This is a genomic window from Pseudomonas sp. RL_105y_Pfl2_101 (assembly GCF_963970585.1).
Lineage (GTDB): Bacteria > Pseudomonadota > Gammaproteobacteria > Pseudomonadales > Pseudomonadaceae > Aquipseudomonas.
The window spans coordinates 337407-360229 of sequence record NZ_CAXAPG010000002.1 but is presented as its reverse complement, the minus strand read 5'-3'; the positions used below and the strand labels follow the sequence as shown (position 1 = coordinate 360229).

At 61.2% G+C, this 22823-nt stretch carries 19 protein-coding genes and 1 pseudogene; 10 read left to right on the top strand and 10 right to left on the bottom strand.

Annotation, left to right across the window (positions count from 1 at the left end):
* Positions 1-286: 286 nt before the first annotated feature.
* From AACY31_RS04370 to AACY31_RS04345, 6 genes and pseudogenes are all read left to right on the top strand, one after another.
* Positions 287-400 (top strand): annotated as a pseudogene (locus AACY31_RS04370) (site-specific tyrosine recombinase XerD); the annotation flags it as partial.
* Positions 401-699: 299 nt separating this feature from the next.
* Positions 700-1431 (top strand): bifunctional protein-disulfide isomerase/oxidoreductase DsbC, encoded by a 732-nt coding sequence (gene dsbC, locus AACY31_RS04365; RefSeq protein WP_339476451.1) that lies wholly within the window; start codon positions 700-702, stop codon positions 1429-1431.
* 132 nt (positions 1432-1563) lie between these two features.
* On the top strand, positions 1564-2868 hold the full coding sequence (locus AACY31_RS04360) for a homoserine dehydrogenase (RefSeq protein ID WP_339476448.1): 1305 nt from the start codon (positions 1564-1566) through the stop codon (positions 2866-2868).
* Between the two features lie 105 nt (positions 2869-2973).
* Positions 2974-4383 (top strand): threonine synthase, encoded by a 1410-nt coding sequence (gene thrC, locus AACY31_RS04355; protein ID WP_339476445.1) that lies wholly within the window; start codon positions 2974-2976, stop codon positions 4381-4383.
* 120 nt (positions 4384-4503) lie between these two features.
* Positions 4504-5871, top strand: a complete 1368-nt coding sequence (locus tag AACY31_RS04350; RefSeq protein ID WP_339476442.1) for a transporter substrate-binding domain-containing protein — start codon at positions 4504-4506, stop codon at positions 5869-5871.
* A 184-nt stretch (positions 5872-6055) separates the two neighbouring features.
* On the top strand, positions 6056-6376 hold the full coding sequence (locus AACY31_RS04345) for a DUF3509 domain-containing protein (protein WP_339476439.1): 321 nt from the start codon (positions 6056-6058) through the stop codon (positions 6374-6376).
* 749 nt (positions 6377-7125) lie between these two features.
* On the opposite strand, the gene AACY31_RS04340 is transcribed toward AACY31_RS04345, so the two are convergent.
* A complete protein-coding gene (locus tag AACY31_RS04340) occupies positions 7126-8325 on the bottom strand; it encodes a CaiB/BaiF CoA transferase family protein (protein WP_339492246.1) in 1200 nt (399 codons plus the stop codon).
* 147 nt (positions 8326-8472) lie between these two features.
* Here AACY31_RS04340 and AACY31_RS04335 point away from each other — a divergent pair, with 147 nt between their 5' ends.
* The 3 genes from AACY31_RS04335 (at position 8473) to AACY31_RS04325 (ending at position 12379) form a co-directional block, all read left to right on the top strand.
* Complete coding sequence (locus tag AACY31_RS04335) at positions 8473-9015, top strand: YaeQ family protein (protein WP_003198109.1); 543 nt, start codon at positions 8473-8475, stop codon at positions 9013-9015.
* A 182-nt stretch (positions 9016-9197) separates the two neighbouring features.
* Positions 9198-10907 (top strand): single-stranded-DNA-specific exonuclease RecJ, encoded by a 1710-nt coding sequence (recJ, locus tag AACY31_RS04330; RefSeq protein ID WP_339476432.1) that lies wholly within the window; start codon positions 9198-9200, stop codon positions 10905-10907.
* 365 nt (positions 10908-11272) lie between these two features.
* Positions 11273-12379, top strand: coding sequence for an NADH:flavin oxidoreductase/NADH oxidase (locus AACY31_RS04325; RefSeq protein ID WP_339476429.1), 1107 nt, complete (start codon positions 11273-11275; stop codon positions 12377-12379).
* 205 nt (positions 12380-12584) lie between these two features.
* Here AACY31_RS04325 and AACY31_RS04320 read toward each other — a convergent pair whose 3' ends face one another.
* Positions 12585-14213: a glucan biosynthesis protein D gene (locus AACY31_RS04320; protein ID WP_339503904.1), complete on the bottom strand. Its 1629-nt coding sequence runs from the start codon at positions 14211-14213 to the stop codon at positions 12585-12587.
* 361 nt (positions 14214-14574) lie between these two features.
* Here AACY31_RS04320 and AACY31_RS04315 point away from each other — a divergent pair, with 361 nt between their 5' ends.
* The gene (locus AACY31_RS04315) at positions 14575-14760 is read left to right on the top strand and encodes a hypothetical protein (protein WP_003198116.1); all 186 of its coding nucleotides are present in this window, start codon (positions 14575-14577) and stop codon (positions 14758-14760) included.
* 44 nt (positions 14761-14804) lie between these two features.
* On the opposite strand, the gene AACY31_RS04310 is transcribed toward AACY31_RS04315, so the two are convergent.
* From AACY31_RS04310 to AACY31_RS04275, 8 genes are all read right to left on the bottom strand, one after another.
* Positions 14805-15104 carry a type II toxin-antitoxin system RelE/ParE family toxin gene (locus AACY31_RS04310; protein ID WP_339476424.1) on the bottom strand — a complete coding sequence of 100 codons (300 nt, stop codon included), beginning with the start codon at positions 15102-15104 and terminating at the stop codon, positions 14805-14807.
* On the bottom strand, positions 15067-15330 hold the full coding sequence (locus AACY31_RS04305; RefSeq protein ID WP_003198119.1) for a CopG family ribbon-helix-helix protein: 264 nt from the start codon (positions 15328-15330) through the stop codon (positions 15067-15069). Before AACY31_RS04305 ends, AACY31_RS04310 begins: the two co-directional genes overlap by 38 nt.
* Positions 15331-15476: 146 nt before the next feature.
* Positions 15477-16901: a gamma-aminobutyraldehyde dehydrogenase gene (locus AACY31_RS04300; RefSeq protein ID WP_339476422.1), complete on the bottom strand. Its 1425-nt coding sequence runs from the start codon at positions 16899-16901 to the stop codon at positions 15477-15479.
* 85 nt (positions 16902-16986) lie between these two features.
* Positions 16987-17805, bottom strand: coding sequence for an ABC transporter permease (locus AACY31_RS04295; RefSeq protein WP_339503902.1), 819 nt, complete (start codon positions 17803-17805; stop codon positions 16987-16989).
* Positions 17795-18742, bottom strand: coding sequence for an ABC transporter permease (locus tag AACY31_RS04290; RefSeq protein ID WP_339476418.1), 948 nt, complete (start codon positions 18740-18742; stop codon positions 17795-17797). Before AACY31_RS04290 ends, AACY31_RS04295 begins: the two co-directional genes overlap by 11 nt.
* A gap of 1 nt (position 18743) precedes the next feature.
* Positions 18744-19781, bottom strand: coding sequence for an ABC transporter ATP-binding protein (locus AACY31_RS04285; protein WP_339476415.1), 1038 nt, complete (start codon positions 19779-19781; stop codon positions 18744-18746).
* Between the two features lie 239 nt (positions 19782-20020).
* Positions 20021-21172: a putative ABC transporter substrate-binding protein YdcS gene (gene ydcS / locus AACY31_RS04280; RefSeq protein ID WP_339476412.1), complete on the bottom strand. Its 1152-nt coding sequence runs from the start codon at positions 21170-21172 to the stop codon at positions 20021-20023.
* A gap of 90 nt (positions 21173-21262) precedes the next feature.
* Positions 21263-22720, bottom strand: a complete 1458-nt coding sequence (locus tag AACY31_RS04275) for a gamma-aminobutyraldehyde dehydrogenase (RefSeq protein WP_339476409.1) — start codon at positions 22718-22720, stop codon at positions 21263-21265.
* Between the last annotated feature and the right edge of the window lie 103 nt (positions 22721-22823).

Here is a 22823-nt window from a genome sequence, read left to right as displayed (position 1 = left end):
CTTGCGGAATCGGCCTACAGCGGCGGCTGACCCACCGCCATCGCGAGCAGCTCAGCTCCCATATCTATGGTTACCCCCTTTTCTGCAACGCTGTTCTTGATGCGTGTTTGGCTTGCTTTCATCTATCCGGCGTCTGAGAGGGGGTATAGGCCCCGCGCTTCGATGAGAACTCGATGCACGACGATCCTTATTTGGGGAGCGGCCTTATGGCCGTGTGGGAGCCCAGGGTTGTCGTCAGACCGGGTGGCCGTTCACGTCATCTGTTATCCAGCATTGCAAAACCAGGTGGGTGGTGCAGATGCTGCTCGGCCACAGCGACCTGTCCACCACCCAGATCTACACCCACGTCGCCCGGGCGCGGTTGCAGGACTTGCATGCCAAGCATCATCCGCGGGGCTGAACGGTGCTCCGTTTTTGTGGCGAGGGAGCTTGCTCCCGCTGGGCGCGAAGCGCCCCTGTTACAGACGCCACTGCTTTCCAAAAAAGAGAGTTCCATTTGCGGCTGCTGCGCAGCCGAGCGGGAGCAAGCTCCCTCGCCACAGGATTTTGATAACTGTTCGTTGTGTGTTGTCGTGCGTCAGCGGCATTCGGTCACGCAGACCTTATGTGGTAGGCTCTGTCAGTTTGCACAGTGGGCGGTTGGAACCCGAATCTGCGGGTCGGCGTTTCCCGTCTCATTTGTTCGCCTCAGGAGTCCCCATGCGTTTGATCCAGATATTCACCGCCGCCGCCATTGCGTTGGCCAGTACCTTTGCCATCGCCGACGACGCGGCCGACAAGGCTATCCGCAAGAGCCTGGAAAACCTTCAGCTCGAAGTGCCGATCGAAACCATCTCGGCCAGTCCCATGGCCGGCCTGTATGAGGTCAAGCTCAAGGGTAGCCGCGTGCTCTACGCCAGCGCCGACGGTCAATACATCGTCCAGGGCAACCTGTTCGAGCTCAAGGGCGGCAAGCCGGTCAATCTCACCGAGATGACCGAGCGCCAGGGCATTTCCAAGTTGATCAACGGCATTCCAGTCGCTGAAACCGTGGTCTATCCGGCGATTGGTGAAACCAAGTCCCACATCACCGTGTTCACCGACACCACCTGCCCGTATTGCCACAAGCTGCATGCCGAAGTGCCGGAGCTGAACAAGCGTGGCATCGAAGTGCGCTATGTTGCGTTCCCGCGCCAAGGCCTGGGCTCGCCGGGCGATGAGCAGTTGCAGGCGGTCTGGTGCTCCAAGGACAAGAAAGCGGCCATGGACAAGATGGTCGATGGCAAGGAAATCAAGGCCGCCAAGTGCGAGAACCCGGTTTCCAAGCAGTTCGCCCTTGGCCAGTCCATTGGTGTGAACGGCACGCCGGCCATCGTTTTGGCCGACGGCCAGGTGATTCCGGGCTACCAGCCGGCGCCACAAGTCGCCAAACTGGCCCTGGGCGCAAAATGATCATCGGCGATCCGCTTCTGAAGATCACGGCTCGGCGAAAACCTTCGTCGGGCCGTTAAACACAAAGTCGCGTTGCTGCGCGGCTGTATTTCACGGCCGACCTTGCGTCGGCCGTTTCATGGGGAGTCAAGAGTGAATCCGGTCAAAGTAGGCATCTGTGGGTTAGGTACCGTCGGTGGCGGCACCTTCAACGTACTTCAGCGCAACGCCGAGGAAATTGCTCGTCGTGCCGGGCGTGGGATCGAAGTGGCACAAATTGCCATGCGCACGCCAAAGCCTCAGTTCCAGACGACCGGTATTGCGATTACCAACGATGTCTTCGAAGTGGCCACGAACCCTGAGATCGACATCGTCATAGAGCTGGTCGGCGGCTACACCGTTGCCCGTGAGCTGGTACTCAAGGCCATCGAGAATGGCAAGCATGTGGTCACCGCGAACAAGGCGCTTATCGCTGTTCACGGTAATGAAATTTTCGCCAAGGCCCGCGAGAAGGGCGTGATCGTGGCTTTCGAAGCTGCCGTGGCCGGTGGTATCCCGGTGATCAAGGCGATCCGCGAAGGCCTGTCGGCCAACCGCATCAACTGGGTTGCGGGGATCATCAACGGCACCGGTAACTTCATCCTCACCGAGATGCGCGAGAAGGGTCGCACCTTCGAAGACGTGCTCGCCGAAGCCCAGGCCCTGGGCTACGCAGAGGCTGATCCGACGTTCGACGTGGAAGGCATCGACGCAGCGCACAAGCTGACGATCCTGGCCTCCATTGCGTTCGGCATTCCGTTGCAGTTCGACAAGGCCTACACCGAAGGCATCACCAAGCTGACCACCGCTGACGTGAACTACGCCGAAGCCTTGGGCTATCGCATCAAGCACCTGGGCGTGGCGCGCAGCACCGCCAACGGCATCGAGCTGCGCGTGCACCCGACCTTGATCCCGGCCGATCGCCTGATCGCCAACGTCAACGGCGTGATGAACGCGGTGATGGTCAACGGCGACGCCTCCGGCTCGACGCTGTTCTACGGCGCCGGTGCGGGCATGGAACCGACGGCCTCTTCGGTGATTGCCGACCTGGTGGACGTGGTTCGTGCCATGACCTCGGACCCGGAAAACCGTGTGCCGCACCTGGCCTTCCAGCCAGACTCACTGTCGGCTCACCCGATTCTTCCGATCGAGGCATGCGAAAGCTCCTACTACCTGCGCATCCAGGCCAAGGACCATCCGGGTGTGCTGGCCCAAGTGGCGAGTATCCTCTCGGAACGCGGCATCAACATCGAGTCGATCATGCAGAAGGAAGTCGAGGAACACGACGGCCTGGTGCCGATGATCCTGCTGACCCACCGTGTGGTCGAGCAGCGCATCAACGACGCGATTGCGGCGCTGGAAGCGCTCCCGGGTGTCGTTGGCCCGGTGGTCCGTATCCGCGTTGAACATTTGAATTAATTTAGCGGCAAGCGGTAAGTTGCAGGTGGCGAACGAAGGCAAACTTGCCTTTGAATGCGTCGCTTGCAGCTTCAACGCTTGAAGCCCAAACCGAAGGTTTGCCCCATGCGCTATATCAGCACCCGCGGCCAGGCACCGGCCCTGAATTTCGAAGATGTCCTCCTGGCCGGCCTGGCCACGGACGGCGGTCTCTATGTGCCGGAAAACCTGCCGCGCTTCACCCAGGAAGAAATCGCTTCCTGGGCCGGCCTGCCGTATCACGAACTGGCGTTCCGGGTCATGCGCCCATTCGTCACCGGCAGCATTCCGGACGCCGACTTCAAGAAAATCCTGGAAGAGACCTATGGCGTTTTTTCCCACAACGCCATCGCACCACTGCGTCAGCTAAACGGTAACGAATGGGTCATGGAGCTGTTCCACGGCCCCACCCTGGCGTTCAAGGACTTCGCCCTGCAATTGCTCGGTCGCTTGCTGGACTACGTGCTGCAAAAGCGTGGCGAGCGTGTAGTGATCGTCGGTGCCACCTCTGGCGACACCGGTTCGGCGGCCATCGAAGGCTGCAAGCATTGCGAGAACGTCGACATTTTCATCCTGCACCCGCACAACCGGGTCTCGGAAGTGCAACGTCGGCAGATGACGACGATTTTCGGCGATAACATCCACAACATCGCTATCGAAGGCAACTTCGATGACTGCCAGGAAATGGTCAAGGCCAGTTTCGCCGACCAGAGCTTCCTCAAGGGCACGCGGCTGGTGGCGGTGAACTCGATCAACTGGGCGCGGATCATGGCCCAGATCGTTTATTACTTCCATGCGGCCCTGCAATTGGGCGGCCCGGCCCGCTCCGTGTCGTTCTCGGTGCCGACCGGCAACTTCGGCGATATCTTCGCCGGCTACCTGGCGCGCAACATGGGCTTGCCGATCAATCAATTGATCGTCGCCACCAACCGCAACGACATCCTGCACCGCTTCATGAGCGGCAACCAGTACGTCAAGGAAACCCTGCACGCCACGCTGTCGCCTTCGATGGACATCATGGTGTCGTCGAACTTCGAACGCCTGCTGTTCGACCTGCACGGTCGCAATGGTGCGACGATTGCCGGCCTGATGGACAGCTTCCGCCAGGGCGACGGTTTCAGCGTCGAGCCTGAGCGCTGGACCGAAGCTCGCAAGTTGTTCGACTCCCTGGCCGTAGACGATGAGCAGACCTGTGAAACCATCGCCGAGGTGTTCGAGCAGAGCGGTGAACTGCTCGATCCGCACACGGCCATCGGTGTCAGGGCCGCCCGTGAATGCCGTCGCAGTCTGGACATTCCGATGGTGATCCTGGGCACGGCGCATCCGGTCAAGTTCCCGGAAGCCGTGGAGAAAGCCGGTGTAGGAAAAGCGCTCGAACTGCCTGCGCATCTTTCTGATTTGTTTGAGCGAGATGAGCGTTGCACCGTGTTGCCCAACGACTTGAAAGCCGTGCAGGCCTTTGTCAGTCAGCATGGGAGCCGCGGCAAGCCGCTCTGACCGCGCAAACCTGTCACATTTTGAAGCCCGTCTCCTGACGGGCTTTCTTGTTTCTGCATGCCAAACTGATCGGGTTTTCGCCCTTGGAGGGACGGGCGAGTCATCTCGAAGGAAATGCAGATGTCGTTTTTTAGCAAAGGCAAGCCCGCCCTGGGCTGGCTAATGGGGCTGACCCTGATGTACTGGGTGCAGGGGGGGAATGCAGCGCAGTTGGCGGCTTTCGAAACGCCGGCGTTCAATCCTGGCGAACGGCTGGAGTTGGATGCGCAGGAATTGAAGTGGATCAAGGAGAACCCCCGGGTCATCGTGGCCACGATGCAGTTTCCGTTGTACCTGTTCAAGAATGAGCTGGGGCAGTGGAGTGGCCTGAACCACGACGTCCTCCAACGCATTACGCAAATGACCGGCCTTGAGTTCGTGCATCGAGAGTCGTTCTCTCCCGCTGAGTTGCTGACGATGCTGGAGAACGGCGAAGCCGACATGACGACCCTCTTGGCGATGAATGACGAACGCAGGGATTTCCTGAGTTTCAGTCACGCATTTGGCGGCTCTGGCTGGGTATTCGTCGGCCGTGACGGAGAGTCGATCCTTCATTCGCTGGAGCAGTTGGAGGGTAAGGTCCTGGTATTACCGGCACGGCATGCATTGGAGGCGGAGATCAGGCGCGATCACCCGGCCATCGAATTGCGCACGACCAAGACCTTTGGCGAGGCGCGGGCATTGGTCGAGAGCCGGGAAGCCTATGCCACCATCGAAAATGAAACCGGGGTGCATCTCTATCCGGCGGGGCAATTGCAGGTAGGAAGGGGCCTTGAGGGCAAGTGGGAACCCGATTACCTCGCGGTACGCCAAGACCTGACCGTGCTACTGAGTATCTTGAATAAAGCCCTGGAAGCCTTCCCGGCCGAGGACATGCGCGCGCTGCGTTCCAAGTGGATGGCCGGCATCACTCCCGTACAGACGCCATCGGTGTGGGAGCGGCTGTCTCGCTGGGGTTATTGGTGTGTGACCGTGGTCGTGATGTTCGGCCTCTTGTCCCTGTTGTGGAACCGCCGGCTGCAGATACAGGTTGACCAGCGCCTAAAGGCCGAGGCGGTTCTAAAGGACCAGTTGATGCTCCAGCGGGCCTTGATGGATGCCATTCCCGACCCGGTTTTCATCCGAGATCTGGAAGGGCGCCTGATCATGTGCAACAAAAGCTATGAGGACCGGTTTGCGACCCGCTTCGAAAAGCTGCGTGGCACGCGGCTAACGGATTCGGCGGCATTTCCGGCGGCCACCGCCGAGTTGCTCCATGGGGAGGTGATGGAACAATTGCGCACCGGCCAGTCTCGGTTTGCCAACCGGCAATTGATGTTCCGCAGCGGGTTGCGGGAAATCTATCATTGGTCGGTGCCTTTCTATGGGGCCGACGGGCAGTTGCGCGGCATTCTGGGGGGCTGGACTGATGCCGGGCGTCGGTGGCGCCGTTGCGACATCACGGCCTGATGCCGACCGTCACCACATCAAGTCATCAAGAGAAGGTTGTTGTTTGCCTGTCATATTGGGCGCGCATGCTCGGTTGAACAGGTTGAAGGCGTGCCGGTTCGGTGCGTTGACGAACTTTCTGCTGCGGCCAACGGTCACTTGTTTTGAGCACGCAGTTGTTTTCGGACTATTGAAGGGTGAGCGAATGGAAAGTATCCGCCTATTGCTGGGTGAGGCTTTGAGCCCGTATCAGGTCACGCTGACTCCCTCCGACGCCAAGGGCGAATGCCTGGTGACGCTGAAGAATGCTTCCGGGGCCATCATGGTCGAGCGAGTGTTCAATCAGGCCCAATTGACCGACAAGCGTCAGTTGACGGATGTGGTCGATGGCCTGCATCGCGATGTGCTGATTGCCGAGGGCCGCCTGGAGCCCAGTGTGATTGCGGCGTTGCGCAATCTGGCGCGTGACAAGGTCATGGTCGGGGGGAATGGACCGGGCTTTCGTGGGAACCTTCCTACGCTCTGATGAGTCAGATCTTTTACAACAAGAGCGAGCATTGTGCTCCGGTGCTTGTCGCTTGTTGTACGGACCATGAGTGGTCACGTTTAACCCCGAGTTGTCTCCCCACTTCTCGGGGTTTCTTTTTGCCTGACGATTGTGTTTTTAGCGTGTTCTGTCAGGCGCTGGAGCCGTTGTGGGAGCAAAGCTTGCTCGCGATGGCGGCCTGACGGTCGGTACATATCCATTGCTGCGGTAACGGCGGCTTAGGGTTCCGCCCTGACGGCGGGTCACTTTTGGAAGAGCGCCAAAAGTAACCAAAAACGCTTTGCCCCACCACTCGGTGCCTCGCTTAGGCTCGGCATGCCCGAACGAAGGCATTGCTCCGTGGGCCCGCCGCGAAGGGCCATCCATGGCCCAGCGCGGCTATCCCGGCATCCATGCCGGGATGCCCACTGCGCAATGCCTGCGTTCGGCCAGCGTGGTTAACGGGGCGCCGAGATCAACGTCCACCGCGAGGCGGCCTAGTAGCCGGCCTGGCTCTCCTGGTCGTACACCCCTCAGATCTGTTTGAGCAGGACCTGTGGGAGCAAAGCTTGCTCGCGAAGGCGGCCTGACAGCCGACCTGATTCTCCCGGGTGAAACCAATCCTAATGTGGGAGCGAGCTTGCTCGCGATTGCGGTGTGTCAGTCAACATCAAGTCGACTGAGCGGACGCTATCGTGAGCAAGCTCGCTCCCACCGTTTGATCTTCGGTGACAGGCCCCTACAGGGCGTCAAATCGCCCCGTCGGTGCGCAGCTTGGCGATCTGCTGTGCATCGTAGCCAAGCTCACCGAGCACTTGTGCATTGTGTTCACCCAGCGCCGGCCCGACCCATTCAGAGGTGCCCGGGGTGTCGGAAAGTTTCGGTACGATCCCCGGCATCTTGAACGCCTTGCCGTCCGGCAACTTGGCCTGCAGGAACATCTCACGGGCCAGAAACTGCGGGTCGCTGAACATGTCCTCGGCACTGAAGATCCGACTGGCCGGCACCCCGGCCTGGTTCAATTGGTCGATAACGCTGTCGAGCGGTAGCGAGTTGACCCAGCGATCGATGACGCCGTACAGCTCGTCGCGGCGGCTGTCACGGCCATCGTTGCTGGCCAGTTGCGGGTCATTGGCCAGGTCGTCACGGCCAATGATCTGCATGAAGCGCTTGAAGATCGCGTCGCCGTTGGCACCAATCTGCACGTGCTTGCCGTCGGCGCTGGTGTGGATGGACGAAGGGGTGATGCCGGGCATGATGTTGCCGGTGCGCTCACGGATGAAACCGAACACGTCGAACTCCGGCACCATGCTTTCCATCATGGCGAAAATTGCCTCGTACAAGGCCACGTCCACCACTTGCCCGGTTCCGCCATTGATCTCGCGGTGACGCAGGGCCATCAATGCGCCAATCACGCCCCAGAGGGCGGCGATGGAGTCGCCGATGGAAATCCCGGTGCGTACCGGCGGACGGTCCTCGAACCCGGTGATGTAGCGCAGGCCGCCCATGGATTCGCCCACCGCGCCAAACCCCGGTTGATCCTTCATCGGCCCGGTCTGGCCGAAGCCCGAAAGCCGCACCATCACCAGTTTCGGGTTCAGTGCATGCAGGACATCCCAGCCCAGGCCGAGCTTTTCCAGTACGCCGGGGCGAAAATTCTCGATCAGGATATCGGCTTCGCCGATCAGTTTTTTCAGGATCGCCAGGCCTTCGGGATGCTTGAGGTTCAAGGTCAGGGACTTCTTGTTGCGTGCCTGGACGAACCACCACAGCGAGGTGCCTTCGTACAACTTGCGCCACTTGCGCAGGGGGTCACCGCCGTCGGGCGATTCGACCTTGATGACTTCGGCACCGAATTCGCCGCAGATGCGCGAGGCGAAGGGCCCGGCGATCAAGGTGCCGAGTTCGATGACTTTGACGCCGGCAAGGGGTTTGACAGTAATCGACATGACAGATCCTGTAGGACAAAGGCAGAACGAATAGAGCGTTTTATCATAGGCCAAGGCTGGTCGCCGCAGGTTGATGGTCGGCAATTCGTGGATTGTCCGTGTCATCGGTTAGACTTGCCGCCTTTCCTCGTATCAAGAAGCCCGTTCATGGCCCAGCCGTCCACGACTTACAAGTTTGAACTGAACCTCACCGATCTCGACCGCAATGTGTATGAGAATGTGAAGCAGACCATCGCCCGCCATCCTTCGGAAACCGAAGAGCGCATGACCGTGCGCCTGCTGGCCTACGCGTTCTGGTACAACGAACTGCTGGCGTTTGGTCGTGGTCTGTCAGACGTCGACGAGCCTGCGCTGTGGGAAAAAAGCCTGGATGACCGTGTGCTGCACTGGATCGAAGTCGGTCAGCCGGATGCCGATCGCCTGACCTGGTGCTCGCGCCGGACCGAGCGCACCAGCCTGCTGGCCTACGGCAGCCTGCGGGTCTGGGAAGGCAAGGTGATCCCGGCGGTCAAGAACCTGAAAAACGTCAACATCGCCGCCGTGCCCCAGGAAGTGCTCGAAACTCTGGCCCAGGACATGCCCCGGGTGATCAAGTGGGACGTGATGATCAGCGAGGGCACGATTTTCGTGACCGACGACCGTGGCCAGCATGAAGTCCAACTGCAATGGTTGCTGGGCGAGCGTGGTTGAGCCCACTGGGCCCTGTAGGAGCTGCCGAGCGAAGCGAGGCTGCGATCTTTCCCCTGGGGCTTGAGTCTCGCGAAAGATCAAAAGATCGCAGCCTTCGGCAGCTCCTACGGGGTCCAGCGTGAGCAAGCGCTCTTGTCACAGTCTGCGATTCCTACAAAAAAATAGAGAAACGTCCGTTCCCCATGCGCATAGAACCCCGCCCACTGCCCGACACCCTGCCATTTCTCGGTGACCTGCCGCCCCTGTTGACCCGCCTGTACGCGGCGCGTGGTGTGCAGTCAGAGGCTGAACTGGACAAGAGCCTGGCGCGCTTGATTCCCTTTCAGCGTCTCAAGGGGATCGAGGCCGCGGTGGATCTGCTGGTGACGGCGCTGGAGCAGCGCCAGCGTATCCTGATCGTGGGGGACTTCGATGCCGATGGCGCGACCGCCAGCACCGTGGGCATGCTGGGGTTGCGCCTGCTCGGTGCGGCCCATGTCGATTACCTGGTGCCCAATCGCTTCGAATATGGCTACGGGCTGACCCCGGAAATCGTCGAAGTTGCCCTGGCCCGCGAACCGCAGTTGCTGATCACCGTGGATAACGGCATCTCCAGCGTGGAAGGTGTGGCGGCGGCGAAAGCGGCAGGGCTCCAGGTACTGGTCACCGACCACCACTTGCCCGGCCTCGAACTGCCGGCTGCCGATGCCATCGTCAATCCGAACCAGCCGGGTTGCGAGTTTCCGAGCAAGGCCCTGGCCGGTGTCGGCGTCATTTTTTATGTGCTGATGGCGCTGCGCGCCCGTTTACGCAGCCTGGGGTGGTATGCCAGTACACCTCAGCCGAACATTGGTGAATTGCTCGACCTGGTGGCCCTGGGCAGCGTGGCCGACGTGGTGCCGCTGGACGCGAATAACCGCATCCTGGTGCACCAGGGTCTGGAACGGATTCGCGCCGGGCGTGCCCGGCCCGGTATCAAGGCGATCCTGGAAGTCGCCAAGCGCGACGCGTCGCGGATTACCTCCACCGACCTCGGATTTATCCTCGGGCCACGTCTGAATGCGGCGGGGCGCCTGGACGACATGAGCCTGGGCATCGAATGCCTGCTCACCGACGACCCGGCCCTGGCGCGGGAGATGGCGGCGCAACTGGACGGCATGAACCAGGACCGCAAATCCATCGAGCAGGGCATGCAGCGCGAAGCCCTGGCTCAGCTCAAGGACCTGCCGGTGGAGTCGATGCCATTCGGTTTGTGCCTGTTCGATCCGCAGTGGCACCAAGGGGTCATCGGCATCCTCGCTTCGCGGATGAAAGAGCGCTATTTCCGGCCGACCATTGCCTTTGCCGATGCCGGGGACGGTTTGCTCAAGGGCTCGGGGCGCTCGGTGCCGGGCTTTCACATTCGCGATGCGCTGAGCGTGGTGGCGGCGCAGCATCCCACCCTGATCAGCAAGTACGGCGGTCACGCCATGGCGGCGGGGCTGACGCTGCCGGAAGCGAATTTTCCGTTGTTTGCCGAGGCGTTCGACGCGGAGGTGCGCCGGCAGTTGCGCGAAGAAGACCTGACCGGCCGACTGTTGTCGGATGGCACCTTGGCGGTGGAGGAATTCCACCTGGAGCTGGCTCGGGCGCTGCGTCATGCCGGTCCCTGGGGCCAGCATTTCCCGGAGCCGATGTTTCATGGCGTGTTCCAGTTGGTCGAACAGCGCGTGGTGGGCGAACGGCACCTGAAGGTCATCCTCAAGAGCGAGTGCGGCTCGGTGAAACTCGATGGTATTGCCTTTGGCATCGACCGCGAGATCTGGCCCAACCCTACGGTGCGTTGGGTGGAACTGGCCTACAAACTCGACCTCAACGAGTTCCGCGGTCAGGAAACGGTGCAGTTGATGATTGCCCATATCGAGCCGCGATAGGCACAGCCCTGATCTGGCGTCCGGACTCTGTGGCGAGGGAGCTTGCTCCCACTGGAGGCTGTAGGAGCTGCCTCACGAAGCGAGGCGGCGATCTTTCCAAATTCAATTGAGTATTCAGTAAAGCTCAAAATCAGAAGATCGCAGCCTTCGGCAGCGCCTACAGACCCAATGCGCCACACCGTCGATTTTTAAGTTCTGAACCCTCCGTCCTTGCGGGTTGTCGACTAGGCTCTAAGCACTGCTTGATAGCCCTTGTGACGTCTTGTCGAGTTTTTTGCCCGCGGGGGCGGGTGTTGCACCTTTTGTCACTCGTCGACTTTTCAAACAGAACCCTGGAGCCTGCCCACTGATTCGAGAGGTGCCCCATGAGTCTGCTGCTGGAACCCTATACCCTTCGCCAATTGACCCTGCCCAATCGTATCGCGGTATCGCCGATGTGCCAGTATTCGAGCACCGATGGCCTAGCCAACGATTGGCACCTGGTGCACTTGGGCTGCCGTGCCGTGGGTGGTGCCGGCCTGGTGTTCACCGAAGCCACCGCCGTCACCGCCGAGGGGCGCATCACCGCCCAAGACCTGGGGCTGTGGAATGATGAGCAGATCGAACCCTTGCAACGCATCACCCGTTTCATCACCGCCCAAGGGGCCGTGCCGGGCATACAACTGGCCCATGCCGGACGCAAGGCCAGCACCTGGCGACCCTGGCTGGGCAAGCATGGCAGCGTAAAACCGGCGGACGGCGGCTGGGTTCCGGTCGGCCCATCGCCGATTGCCTTCGACCCGCAACACACTCAGCCGGTGCAGTTGGACGAAGGGCAGATCGCCGGTGTGATCCAGGCCTTCGTGGAGTCGGCCAAGCGCGCCCTCACGGCCGGCTTCAAAGTGATCGAGGTCCATGCGGCCCATGGTTATCTGCTGCATCAATTCCTGTCGCCCTTGAGCAATCAGCGGCGCGATCAATACGGTGGCTCGTTCGAGAACCGCATCCGCTTGGTGCTGCAAGTCACCGAGGCGATCCGGGCCGTATGGCCTGAACAGCTGCCGGTGTTCGTTCGCGTCTCCGCCACCGATTGGGTCGAGGACGGTTGGAACCCGGATGAGACCGTGGAGCTGGCGCGGCGATTCAGGGCATTGGGGGTGGACTTGATCGATGTGTCATCGGGTGGCACGGCCGCCAATGCGGAAATTCCAACCGGCCCGGGTTACCAGACACGCTTTGCCGAACGGGTGCGCAAAGAGTCGGAAATCGCCACCGGCACCGTCGGCATGATCACCGAGCCGGCCCAGGCCGAACACATCCTGCGCACCTGCCAGGCCGACATCATTTTCCTGGCACGCGAATTGTTGCGCGATCCGTACTGGGCCCTGCATGCCGATGATGACCTGGGCGGCCGCAAGGCCACGTGGCCGGCACAGTACCAGCGGGCCACGCATCGGGACCAGCCGATTCATGAGTCGGATTTGCGCGATTGAGTGTCACGCTAAAACAAAAAGCCCCGGTCGATTTGGCCGGGGCTTTTTGTTTATTTGATTGAAAGATTTAGTGCTTGTACCGGCCTCATCGCGAGCTGGCTCGCTCCCACAGTGGATCTGTTGTGTGGCGCAGAGAGTGTTCACAACAAGACTCAATGTGGGAGCGAGCCTGCTCGCGAAGGCGTCATTCCTGACGCAGCAGGGCTCAGGGATACTTACGCTTATCCGGCGCCGGCGGGAAGTACTGGTACAACCAGGTCTCGCTCAAGGTGCGGTCCTCGGTGCGAATGAACAGGCGCATCTGCACTGGCTCCACACTGTCGTCGGTCGGGTGCCAGTCGAAGGTGATGCGGTAGCCCTTGATCGCATCCAGCACTAACACGTTGAAGTCCTTCACTTCACCGTGGGAGCAGGTCACCACCGGTTCGATGCCAGTGCCCGGCGGCAGTTGGTCGAGGCCGCCGCCGCTGAAGTCCACGGCAAAGCGACGGGCCCAGACGGTTGGGTAATGCTCGCCCGGTGCCCAGCCTTCGACGAAGCCGCCCATGCCTGAGCGGGTGGCGTCGACGCGGGCCAGGTCCGTGCTGACCGGCGGCAGCGCACTCCAGTAGAGCTTGTAGCCATAGTTCAGCGAGTCACCGGCGGCCACCGGCTTTTTCGGCGTCCAGAACGCGACAATGTTGTCCAGGGTTTCGCCGGTGGTAGGAATCTCCAGCAAGTCCACCGAGCCTTCGCCCCAGGCCGTCGTCGGTTCGACCCACAGGCTTGGGCGCTTGCTGTACCAGTCCACGGTGTCCTGGTAGCTGGCAAAGTCGTGGTCGGTCTGCACCAGGCCGAAGCCTTTCGGGTCCTTGTCGGCGAAAGCGTTGAATTGCAGGGTGGCGGGGTTGTTTAGCGGACGGCACACCCACTCGCCGTTGCCGCGCCACATGGCCAGCCGGTCGGAGTCGTGGATTTGCGGGTGAATGGTGTCGCACATGCGCCGCTCGACGGTGCCACAGCTGAACATGCTGGTCATGGGCGCGATCCCTAGTTGTTCGATGGCGGTACGGGCATTGATGTGTGCGTCGATCTCCATCACCACCCGGGTCGGCTGGCAATCGATGTCAAACCGATAGGCACCGGTGGCGCTGGGGGAGTCGAGCAGGGCATAGACCACGAACCGGGTGCTGTTCTTTTCCGGGGTTTCGAACCAGAACTGGGTGAAGTCCGGGAACTCCTCATGCTTCTTTGCATAGGTGTCAATGGCCAGGCCGCGGGCCGATAGCCCGTACTGGCCGCGGGCGTCCACGGCACGGAAGTAGCTGGCCCCCAGAAACGAAACGATGTCGTGCCGGTCCAGCTCCGGCGCCTTGAAGACGCGAAAACCGGCGAAGCCCAGGTCACCCGTCAGTTGCGCGGTGTTGACCGTGGTTTTCTCATAGTTGAACAGTTCCGGACGGAAGTGCACCTCACGGGCCATACGGGTCTTCGTATTGACGCTGTACATGCGCACCGGCTGTTTGAAACCCATGCCAACGTGGAAGAACTGCGCGTCCAACTGCCGTCCGTCCAAGTCATTCCACAGGGAGTGGTTGGCGTCGTACTGGATGGCGTTGAACTGCAGCGGCGACATCAGGGCCAGGGTTTCTGGCAGTACTTGCTTGGTGTCGACATAGCGGCTCTCGGCCAGCCGTCGGGCCTGATCCTTCAAACCGTTGAAATCGAAGGGACGGGCTTCGCCGTCGGCCGTCTGATCGGCGGCCCAGGCGCGTGCGGCCATGAGCCCGGAGGCCGACAGCCCGGTGTAGGCGGCGAAGGCCATGGAGGCCTTGAGCAAATTCCTGCGGTGCATAAATACAACCTTTCTCGAAACAATCCCGAGCCGATCCTGGCAATAGAGACTGATAAGGGAGTTCGGACATGCCTTTGGCCAAACGCGACGAACGTAAGAACAGATGCCTGAGCGCTGGATCGGTTCACCGAGGCGAAAAATCATAGGTGAAAGTCGGGCTTGGAGAGAAAGGAAAGCGTGGCGTGGTCAAATTTTCTTACAGTTATTTCTTTTTTTATGTCGTTTTCGACTTTTTTTGACTAATTACTCTAAAACCCTCTTTTCACGCTTTGAATCCTCCCTATTCTTTAGCGTGATAAGCGATTTAACCCGGGTTCAGCAGGCGCTATCAGGCCAATCACGACGTAAAGAAGGACAACTCATGACAAAAATACAGGGCATTACCGAAATGCTGGGGATCTTTCCAGGCCTGACCAACCCGCGCAGGACACGCCGGCTCAGCCTGGAAGAATTGAGACTGGTGGAGCGCTATCGGGAGTTGTCGGAAAACGACCGCATCGCCATGCGCTATCTGGTGGATGCAATGCGCAGTGTTTCGCGGTTTTGAAGCGTGACGCAGGTGCGCGGTCGGGGCAGGAGCGCCGGCCGACATCACTCCACCGACCAGTCCTGGGGACGTTCGGCGCGTTGGTGCAGTATTCGCAGGATTTGCAGTTGCCCCTGCTTGAGCCGGTAGGGGGCTACGAATGGGTAGCGCGTCAGCACCAGCTCTCGAATATCGGGAGCGACCGAAGGACGGCCCGAGCCGGGAAAGCGTTGCAGTTGGCGCAGTGTATCCAGGATGGCGCTGATGACGTCATCGGCGCCTTCTGCACCGATAGCGTTTAGGTAATGTCCGTGGATCGAGTCGAGGTCACTCTGTGCTCTGTCGGTCAGTACGATGCTCGGCACGTTTTGCCCACTTAGCCTTCACGGCGTCCAGATCGGTCAGGTTTCCAGCGTCGGCATCGGCTATGCCTTCGCTGATGGCTTGCAGATGCCAGGATTCGGCCTCCACATATCGGACCAGTGCACGCTTGAGGTGATATTGACGGTCGCGGTCGGTGGCGGCGGCCAGTAAGTCCAGCTGTTGGGCCAGACCTTCTTCCACACGAAAGGACAAAACGGGCGAGGCCATGGCTGATCTCCAAGGTGTATACGTTGTAGACACCCTAGGTGCTGCCAGGATTTCCGTCAACCGGCGAGCGTGCACCGATCGACGAAAACCTTAGTAGGACGAACACAGGGCAAGCGCGAGCCTGTGTTGTCAAGGTTGTCTGGTCGTCAATGCTTGAACATCACATGCCGCACCACCGTGTAATCCTCCAGTCCATACATGGACATGTCCTTGCCATAGCCGGAACGTTTCTGGCCGCCATGGGGCATTTCGCTGACGAGCATGAAGTGGGTATTCACCCAGGTGCAGCCGTATTGCAGGCGTGCCGATAGGCGATGGGCACGGCCGATGTCGGCGGTCCACACCGATGAGGCCAGGCCATAGTCCGAATCGTTGGCCCAGGTCAGTACTTGTGCTTCGTCGAGGAACGGCGTGACGGACACTACTGGCCCGAAGACTTCCCGGCGAACGATTTCGTCGTCCTGCTGGGCGTCGGCCAATACTGTCGGTTCGAAGAAAAACCCGTTGCCTTCCACGGCCTTGCCACCGGTGATCAGGCGGATATGCGGCTGGGCGATGGCCCGTTCGACGAAACCGGCCACGCGGTCGCGGTGCTGGGCGGTGATCAGAGGGCCCATCTCGGTGTCTGGCGCGGTTTGCAGGCCGTACTTGATGCTGCCCACCGCGGCGCCGAGCTTCTCGACAAACTGGTCGTAGATGCCCTGCTGGGCATAGATGCGGCAGGCGGCGGTGCAGTCCTGGCCGGCGTTGTAGAAACCGAAGGTGCGGATGCCTTCCACCGCCGCGTCAATATCGGCGTCGTCGAAAATAATCACCGGGGCCTTGCCGCCCAGCTCCATGTGCATGCGTTTGACGCTGTCGGATGTGCTGGAAATGATGTTCGAGCCAGTGGCGATGGAGCCGGTCAGCGACACCATGCGCACTTTCGGGTGGATGACCAGCGGGTTGCCGACGGTTTGCCCACGGCCGAAGATCACGTTGAGCACGCCGGCTGGGAAAATCTCCGACGCCAGTTCCGCCAGGCGCAACGCGGTCAGTGGGGTCTGCTCCGACGGCTTGAGCACCACGGTATTACCGGCGGCCAGGGCCGGGGCGATTTTCCAGGCGACCATCATCAGCGGGTAGTTCCACGGCGCGATGGAGGCGATGACGCCCACCGGGTCGCGGCGGATCATCGAGGTGTGCCCCGGCAGGTATTCGCCACCCGCCGAACCGCTCATGCAGCGACTGGCGCCAGCAAAGAAGCGGAACACGTCGGCAATCGCCGGGATCTCGTCATTCAGCGCGGCACCCAAGGGTTTGCCGCAGTTGTCCGACTCCAGCTTCGCCAGTTCCTCGCCGTGGGCTTCGATGGCATCGGCCAACTTGAGCAGCAATAGGGAACGGTCCTTGGGCGGTACTTGCGACCAAGACTCGAAAGCGGCGTCCGCGGCGCGCACGGCGGCATCGACCTGAGCTTCGCTGGCTTCATTGATCTCCACCAGCACCCGCCCCAGCGCCGGGTTGAATACCGCCTGGCCAGGGCCTTCGCCGTTCACCAGATGGCCGTTGATCAGCAGTTTGGTTTGCATGTCCATGTCCTCTTGAATCTTGTTTGTGACGCCTGTGGGAGCGGGCTTGCTCGCTCCCACAGGGGATCCGGTTTCACAGTGACATCTATTTCCCGCCGCTACCGGCCACGCTCTCACCGCCTCGGGTCAGGTAATACGCGCCCAATATCGGCAACATCGTGACCATCATCACCAGCATCGCCACCACGTTGGTCACAGGCACGTCGCGCGGACGGCTGAGCTGGTTGAGCAGCCACAGCGGCAAGGTGCGTTCGTGGCCGGCGGTGAAGGTGGTGACGATGATCTCGTCGAATGACAGCGCAAACGCCAGCATCCCCCCGGCCAGCAGCGCCGAGCCGAGGTTGGGCAGGATGATGTAGCGAAAGGTCTGCCAGCCGTCGGCCCCCAGGTCCATCGAGGCCTCGATCAGGCTGTGGGAGGTGCGGCGCAGGCGGGCGATGACGTTGTTGTAGACGATCACCACGCAGAAGGTTGTGTGACCGACGATGATGGTGAACATGCCCGGCTCGATCCCCAGGGTCTTGAAGGTGGCCAGCAGCGCAATGCCGGTGATGATGCCCGGCAAGGCAATCGGCAGGATCAGCATCAGCGAAATGCCCTGCTTGCCGAAGAAATCGCGCCGGTACAGCGCCGCGGAGGCCAGGGTGCCAAGCACCATGGCGATCAGCGTAGCGATGGCCGCGAGCTGCAACGACAGCTTGATCGCCTCCAGCGCATCCGGGCGCGAGAAGGCGACGCTGAACCACTTCAGGGTCAGGCCCTTGGGCGGGAAGCTGAACGCCGCGTCCTCGGTGTTGAAGGCGTAGAGGAAGATGATCAGGATCGGGAAATGCAGGAACACCAGCCCGCCCCACGCCGCGATCCGCAAGCCCCACGAGGCCCGGTCTTGAGAGTCAGAGCGCATCGAAAGCTCCCAGTCGCTTGACGATGGATAAATAGAGGGCGATCAGCACAATGGGCACCAAGGTGAAGGCCGCGGCCATGGGCATGTTGCCGATGGCGCCTTGCTGGGCGTAGACCATGCTGCCGACGAAATAGCCCGGCGGGCCCACCAGTTGGGGCACGATGAAATCCCCCAGGGTCAGCGAAAAGGTGAAGATCGAGCCGGCGGCAATGCCGGGGATCGACAGCGGCAGGATCACCTGCATGAACGTCTGGTGTGGCCTGGCGCCCAGGTCTGCCGAGGCTTGCAGCAGCGATGGCGGCAGACGCTCCAGGGACGCCTGGATCGGCAGGATCATGAACGGTAGCCAGATGTAGACGAATACCAGGAAACGGCCCAGGTGTGAGGTGGACAAGGTGCTGCCACCCACGCCCGGGATCCCCAGCACGAACTGCAACACCGGCCCCAGGCCCAGGTGCTGGACGAACCACTGCGTCACGCCGCCCTTGGCCAGCAGCAGCGTCCAGGCATAGGCCTTGACGATGTAGCTGGCCCACATCGGCAGCATCACCGCGATGTAGAAAAATGCCTTGGTCTTGCCGCTGGTGTAGCGCGCCATGTAGTAGGCAACCGGGAACGCGATGATGGCGCTGGCGATGGACACCGCGATCGCCATGCTCAGGGTGCGCAAAATGATGTCGAAGTTCGACGGCTGGAACAGCGCCGCGAAATTCGCCAGGGTCAGGTCCGGCGTGACCGCCATGGTGAAGTCGTCGAAAGTGTAGAAACCCTGCCACAGCAAGGTCAGCAGTGAGCCCAGGTAGATCGCGCCGAACCAGATCAGCGGCGGCACCAGCAACATCAACAGGTACAGGTTGGGGCGCCGGTACAGCAGGTTGGAAAACCGTCGCAACGGTGAGCCGGGCGTGGGCGTTTGGGTGATGGCCTGGGTGTTCATCTCAGACCTCGCCACTGACGGTGTCGTGCAGCGCGACCATCGCCTCCCGCGCCCAGCGTACGCTCAGGTGCTGGCCGGTCTGGTGCTGGACTGTGTTGTCGAGCCACTGGGTGTTGGCCTGGCTGAGGTTCAGGGTCTGGCCATTGGCAAGTTTCAGCTCGTAGCGCGTGGCGCTGCCCTGGTACTGGATGTCGTGCAGCAGGCCGTGGACTTCGATCTCACCACTGGCCAACGGGCCCTCGGCGAAACGCACGTGTTCCGGGCGAATCGAGAACGGCTGTGGATAACCGCTCAGTTCCCGGGCCAACTCGCCACGGATCACGTTGGAGGTGCCAACGAATTCGGCGACGAAGGTGGTCGCCGGTTTCATGTACAGGTTGCGTGGGGTATCGACCTGTTCGATGCGGCCCTTGTTGAACACCGCTACGCGGTCGGACATCGACAGCGCTTCGGTCTGGTCGTGGGTGACGAAAATGAAGGTGATGCCCAGCTGGCGTTGCAGCTTCTTCAATTCGCCCTGCATCTGTTCGCGCAGCTTCAGGTCGAGGGCGCCCAAGGGTTCATCGAGCAGCAACACCCGCGGGCGATTGACCAGCGCTCGGGCCAAGGCCACGCGTTGGCGTTGGCCGCCGGAGAGCTGCACCGGCTTGCGTTCGCCGTAGCCGCCCAGGGCAACCATCTCCAGCGCTTCGTTGGCACGCTGGATGCGCTCGGCCTTAGCGACGCCTTTGACTTTCAGGCCGTAGGCCACGTTGTCGCGCACGTTCATATGGGGGAAGAGGGCGTAATCCTGGAACACCGTGTTGACGTCCCGCTGATAGGGCGCAAGCCCGGTGGCCTCTTCGCCGTGGATGCGGATCGAGCCGGCACTGGGTTGTTCGAACCCGGCGATCAGCCGCAGGCAGGTGGTCTTGCCGGAGCCGGACGGGCCCAACATGGAAAAGAACTCGCCGTCCTGGATGTCGATGCAAACCCGGTCAACGGCCTTCACTTCGCCAAATTGACGGGATACCTGGGTGAACTGGACTGCAAGCGTCATGGTGCGGGGCTCCAAAAGGCGGGGCGGGTATGAACCTTCAATGATTGGAATTCGATCCTGTGGCGAGGGAGCTTGCTCCCGCTGAGTGGCGACGGTAGGGGCTGTCGAGTACAACGAGGCTGCGATCTTTGCACTACCCATTGAATCGAGAGCGAAAGATCAAGATCAAAAGATCGCAGGCTTCGCCAGCTCCTACACACCAGCGGGAGCAAGCTCCCTCGCCACAGGGTTGCTCCGATTTAGCGCCCGCCCATGATCGCGATGTAGTCCTGGGTCCAGCGGCTGTACGGCACGAACTTGCCACCTTCGGCCTGTGGGGTTTTCCAGAAGGCGATCTTGTCGAACTGGTCGAAGCCGTTGGTCTTGCAGCCCTCGGCGCCCAGCAGTTCGCTGCCTTTGCACGCCGCCGGCACCGCCGGCAACGAACCGAACCACGCGGCGACGTCACCCTGGACTTTCGGTTGCAGTGACCAATCCATCCACTTGTACGCGCAGTTGGGGTGCTTGGCCTCGGCATGCAGCATCGTGGTGTCGGCCCAGCCGGTGGCGCCTTCTTTCGGAATGGTCGAGGCGATCGGTTGCTTCTCGTTCATCAGGCCGTTGACCTGATACGGCCAGGCGCCGGACGCGATCACGCCTTCGTTCTTGAAATCGCTCATCTGCACGGTGGTGTCGTGCCAGTAGCGGTGGATCAGCGGTTGCTGGGCCCGCAGCAATTGCAACACGGCCTTGTACTGGGTTTCGTCGAGTTGGTACGGGTCCTTGATGCCCAGCTCAGGCTTGGCGGTCTTGAGGTACAGCGCCGCGTCGGCGATGTAGATCGGGCCATCATAGGCTTGCACGCGCCCCTTGTTCGGCTTGCCGTCGGGCAAATCCTGGGCGTTGAACAGCACGCCCCAAGTGGTGGGTGCCTGCTTGAACACATCGGTGTTGTACATCAGCACGTTCGGGCCCCATTGGTACGGGGTGCCGTAGGTCTGCTGGTTGACCACGTACCACGGCGCATCCTTGAGGCGCGGGTCGAGGTTTTTCCAGTTGCTGATCAGTGCGGTGTTGATCGGCTGCACGCGCTTGCCGGCAATCAGCCGCAACGAGGCGTCGCCCGAGGCGGTGACCAAATCGTAGCCACCCTTGCTCATCAGGCTGACCATTTCGTCGGATGTCGCGGCGGTTTTCACATTGACCTTGCAGCCGGTTTCCTTCTCGAAACCCGTGACCCAATCGTAGGCCTTGTCGCTTTCGCCGCGTTCGATGTAACCCGGCCAGGCGACGATATCCAATTGGCCCTCACCAGTGCCAACGGCCTTGAGCGGTTCGGCGGCCTGGAGGCTGACGCTGGTCAGCAGCGCCGTGGTGATTGCACTGAGCAATACGGTCTTGTGTGCGTACATGGAAATCCCTCTTGCTTTAATTATGGTCGGGGCAGTGTTCGAACAGTGTGAAGCGCCATGGATGGCCTGTTATTAGAGTAGTGCTGTTATCTACAGATGCTGGCCGTGGCGGGCCATGATGTGGCGCACCACGCTGTAGTCCTGGAGCGAATCGCTGGAGAGGTCTTTCCCGTAGCCCGAACGTTTCAGGCCGCCGTGGGGCATTTCGCTGACCAGCATGAAATGGCTGTTGATCCAGGTGCAGCCGTATTGCAGCCGCGCCGCCACCTGCATGGCCTTGTCCAGGTTCTGGGTCCATACCGAAGACGCCAGGCCGTACTCGGAATCGTTGGCCCAATCCACCGCCTGGCTGAGTTCGTCGAAGCGGGTCACGGTGACGACCGGGCCGAAGACTTCGCGCTGGACGATTTCATCGCTTTGCTTGCAGCCGGCCAGCAGCGTGGGTTGGTAGTAGAAACCGGCGCCGGAATGCACGGCCGCGCCGGTGATGCGTTCGATGTGTGGCTGGCCGAGGGCGCGTTCGACAAAACTGGCCACTCGGTCGCGCTGGCGGGTGCTGATCAGCGGGCCGATCTCATTGTCGGCGTCGCGCTTGCCGGCAAAGCGCAGGCTGCTGACCGCCGCGTCGAGTTCGGCCACCAGGCGGTCGTGAATCCCGTCCTGGGCGTAGATCCGGCATGCCGCGGTGCAATCTTGCCCAGCGTTGTAATAACCGTAGGTGCGCACGCCTTCGACCACAGCCTGGATGTCGGCGTCGTTGCACACGATCACCGGCGCCTTGCCGCCCAGCTCCAGGTGCGTGCGCTTGAGGGTTTTTGCCGCTGCCTGGAGGATCTTCTGTCCGGTGACGATATCGCCGGTCAGCGAGACCATGCGCACTTTGGGATGGCTGACCAGATGACTGCCGACCCCTTCGCCGCCCCCGCAAAGGATGTTGATCACGCCCCGTGGCAGGATCTGGGCCAGTGTCGGCGCCAGGGCCAGGATCGACAGTGGCGTGTGTTCCGATGGCTTGAACACCAGCGTATTGCCGGCGGCCAGGGCCGGGGCGATTTTCCAGGCAGCCATCATGATCGGGTAGTTCCATGGCGCAATGGACGCCACCACGCCGATCGGGTCGCGGCGCACCATACTGGTGTAACCGGGCAGGTATTCGCCACTGAGCTGGCCGGTCTGGCAGCGCACGGCGCCGGCGAAGAAACGGAATACATCCACCGTCGCACTGAGGTCGTCCTGGCGCGCCAGGTGCAGCGGCTTGCCGCAGTTCAGGGATTCGAGGCGGGCCAGCTCATCGGCGTTCTTTTCGATGGCGCTGGCAATGTCCAGCAGCAGGTTCGAGCGTTGTTGCGGCGTGGTGCGCGACCAGCCGTCGAAGGCCTGATGGGCGGCGAGGATCGCGGCTTCGACCTGCTCGGTGCTGGCCTCGGCGATGTGAGCCACTACTTCACCGGTGGCCGGGTTGAGGATCGGCTCGACAATGCCTTCACCGGGAACGAGTTCTCCGTCGATCAGCAGCGCGGTGCACAACGGGGTTTGCGTACCAGCCATGTTCGCCTTCTCTTTTAAGGGGGATGACTACTGCTATCAGTTACAACACAAAACCTGTGGGAGCGAGCCTGCTCGCGATAGCGGTCTATCTGTACCGCCGCTT

What these genes read in the sequence shown, in the direction of transcription:
- AACY31_RS04285 (WP_339476415.1), bottom strand. Translation starts at nt 19,781, where the DNA reads ATGACGCTTGCAGTCCAGTTCACCCAGGTATCCCGTCAATTTGGCGAA.
- AACY31_RS04345 (WP_339476439.1), top strand. Translation starts at nt 6,056, where the DNA reads ATGGAAAGTATCCGCCTATTGCTGGGTGAGGCTTTGAGCCCGTATCAG.
- AACY31_RS04335 (WP_003198109.1), top strand. Translation starts at nt 8,473, where the DNA reads ATGGCCCAGCCGTCCACGACTTACAAGTTTGAACTGAACCTCACCGAT.
- dsbC (WP_339476451.1), top strand. Translation starts at nt 700, where the DNA reads ATGCGTTTGATCCAGATATTCACCGCCGCCGCCATTGCGTTGGCCAGT.
- AACY31_RS04275 (WP_339476409.1), bottom strand. Translation starts at nt 22,720, where the DNA reads ATGGCTGGTACGCAAACCCCGTTGTGCACCGCGCTGCTGATCGACGGA.
- AACY31_RS04320 (WP_339503904.1), bottom strand. Translation starts at nt 14,213, where the DNA reads ATGCACCGCAGGAATTTGCTCAAGGCCTCCATGGCCTTCGCCGCCTAC.
- ydcS (WP_339476412.1), bottom strand. Translation starts at nt 21,172, where the DNA reads ATGTACGCACACAAGACCGTATTGCTCAGTGCAATCACCACGGCGCTG.
- AACY31_RS04325 (WP_339476429.1), top strand. Translation starts at nt 11,273, where the DNA reads ATGAGTCTGCTGCTGGAACCCTATACCCTTCGCCAATTGACCCTGCCC.
- AACY31_RS04315 (WP_003198116.1), top strand. Translation starts at nt 14,575, where the DNA reads ATGACAAAAATACAGGGCATTACCGAAATGCTGGGGATCTTTCCAGGC.
- AACY31_RS04295 (WP_339503902.1), bottom strand. Translation starts at nt 17,805, where the DNA reads ATGCGCTCTGACTCTCAAGACCGGGCCTCGTGGGGCTTGCGGATCGCG.
- AACY31_RS04305 (WP_003198119.1), bottom strand. Translation starts at nt 15,330, where the DNA reads ATGGCCTCGCCCGTTTTGTCCTTTCGTGTGGAAGAAGGTCTGGCCCAA.
- AACY31_RS04350 (WP_339476442.1), top strand. Translation starts at nt 4,504, where the DNA reads ATGTCGTTTTTTAGCAAAGGCAAGCCCGCCCTGGGCTGGCTAATGGGG.
- AACY31_RS04340 (WP_339492246.1), bottom strand. Translation starts at nt 8,325, where the DNA reads ATGTCGATTACTGTCAAACCCCTTGCCGGCGTCAAAGTCATCGAACTC.
- AACY31_RS04290 (WP_339476418.1), bottom strand. Translation starts at nt 18,742, where the DNA reads ATGAACACCCAGGCCATCACCCAAACGCCCACGCCCGGCTCACCGTTG.
- thrC (WP_339476445.1), top strand. Translation starts at nt 2,974, where the DNA reads ATGCGCTATATCAGCACCCGCGGCCAGGCACCGGCCCTGAATTTCGAA.
- AACY31_RS04300 (WP_339476422.1), bottom strand. Translation starts at nt 16,901, where the DNA reads ATGCAAACCAAACTGCTGATCAACGGCCATCTGGTGAACGGCGAAGGC.
- recJ (WP_339476432.1), top strand. Translation starts at nt 9,198, where the DNA reads ATGCGCATAGAACCCCGCCCACTGCCCGACACCCTGCCATTTCTCGGT.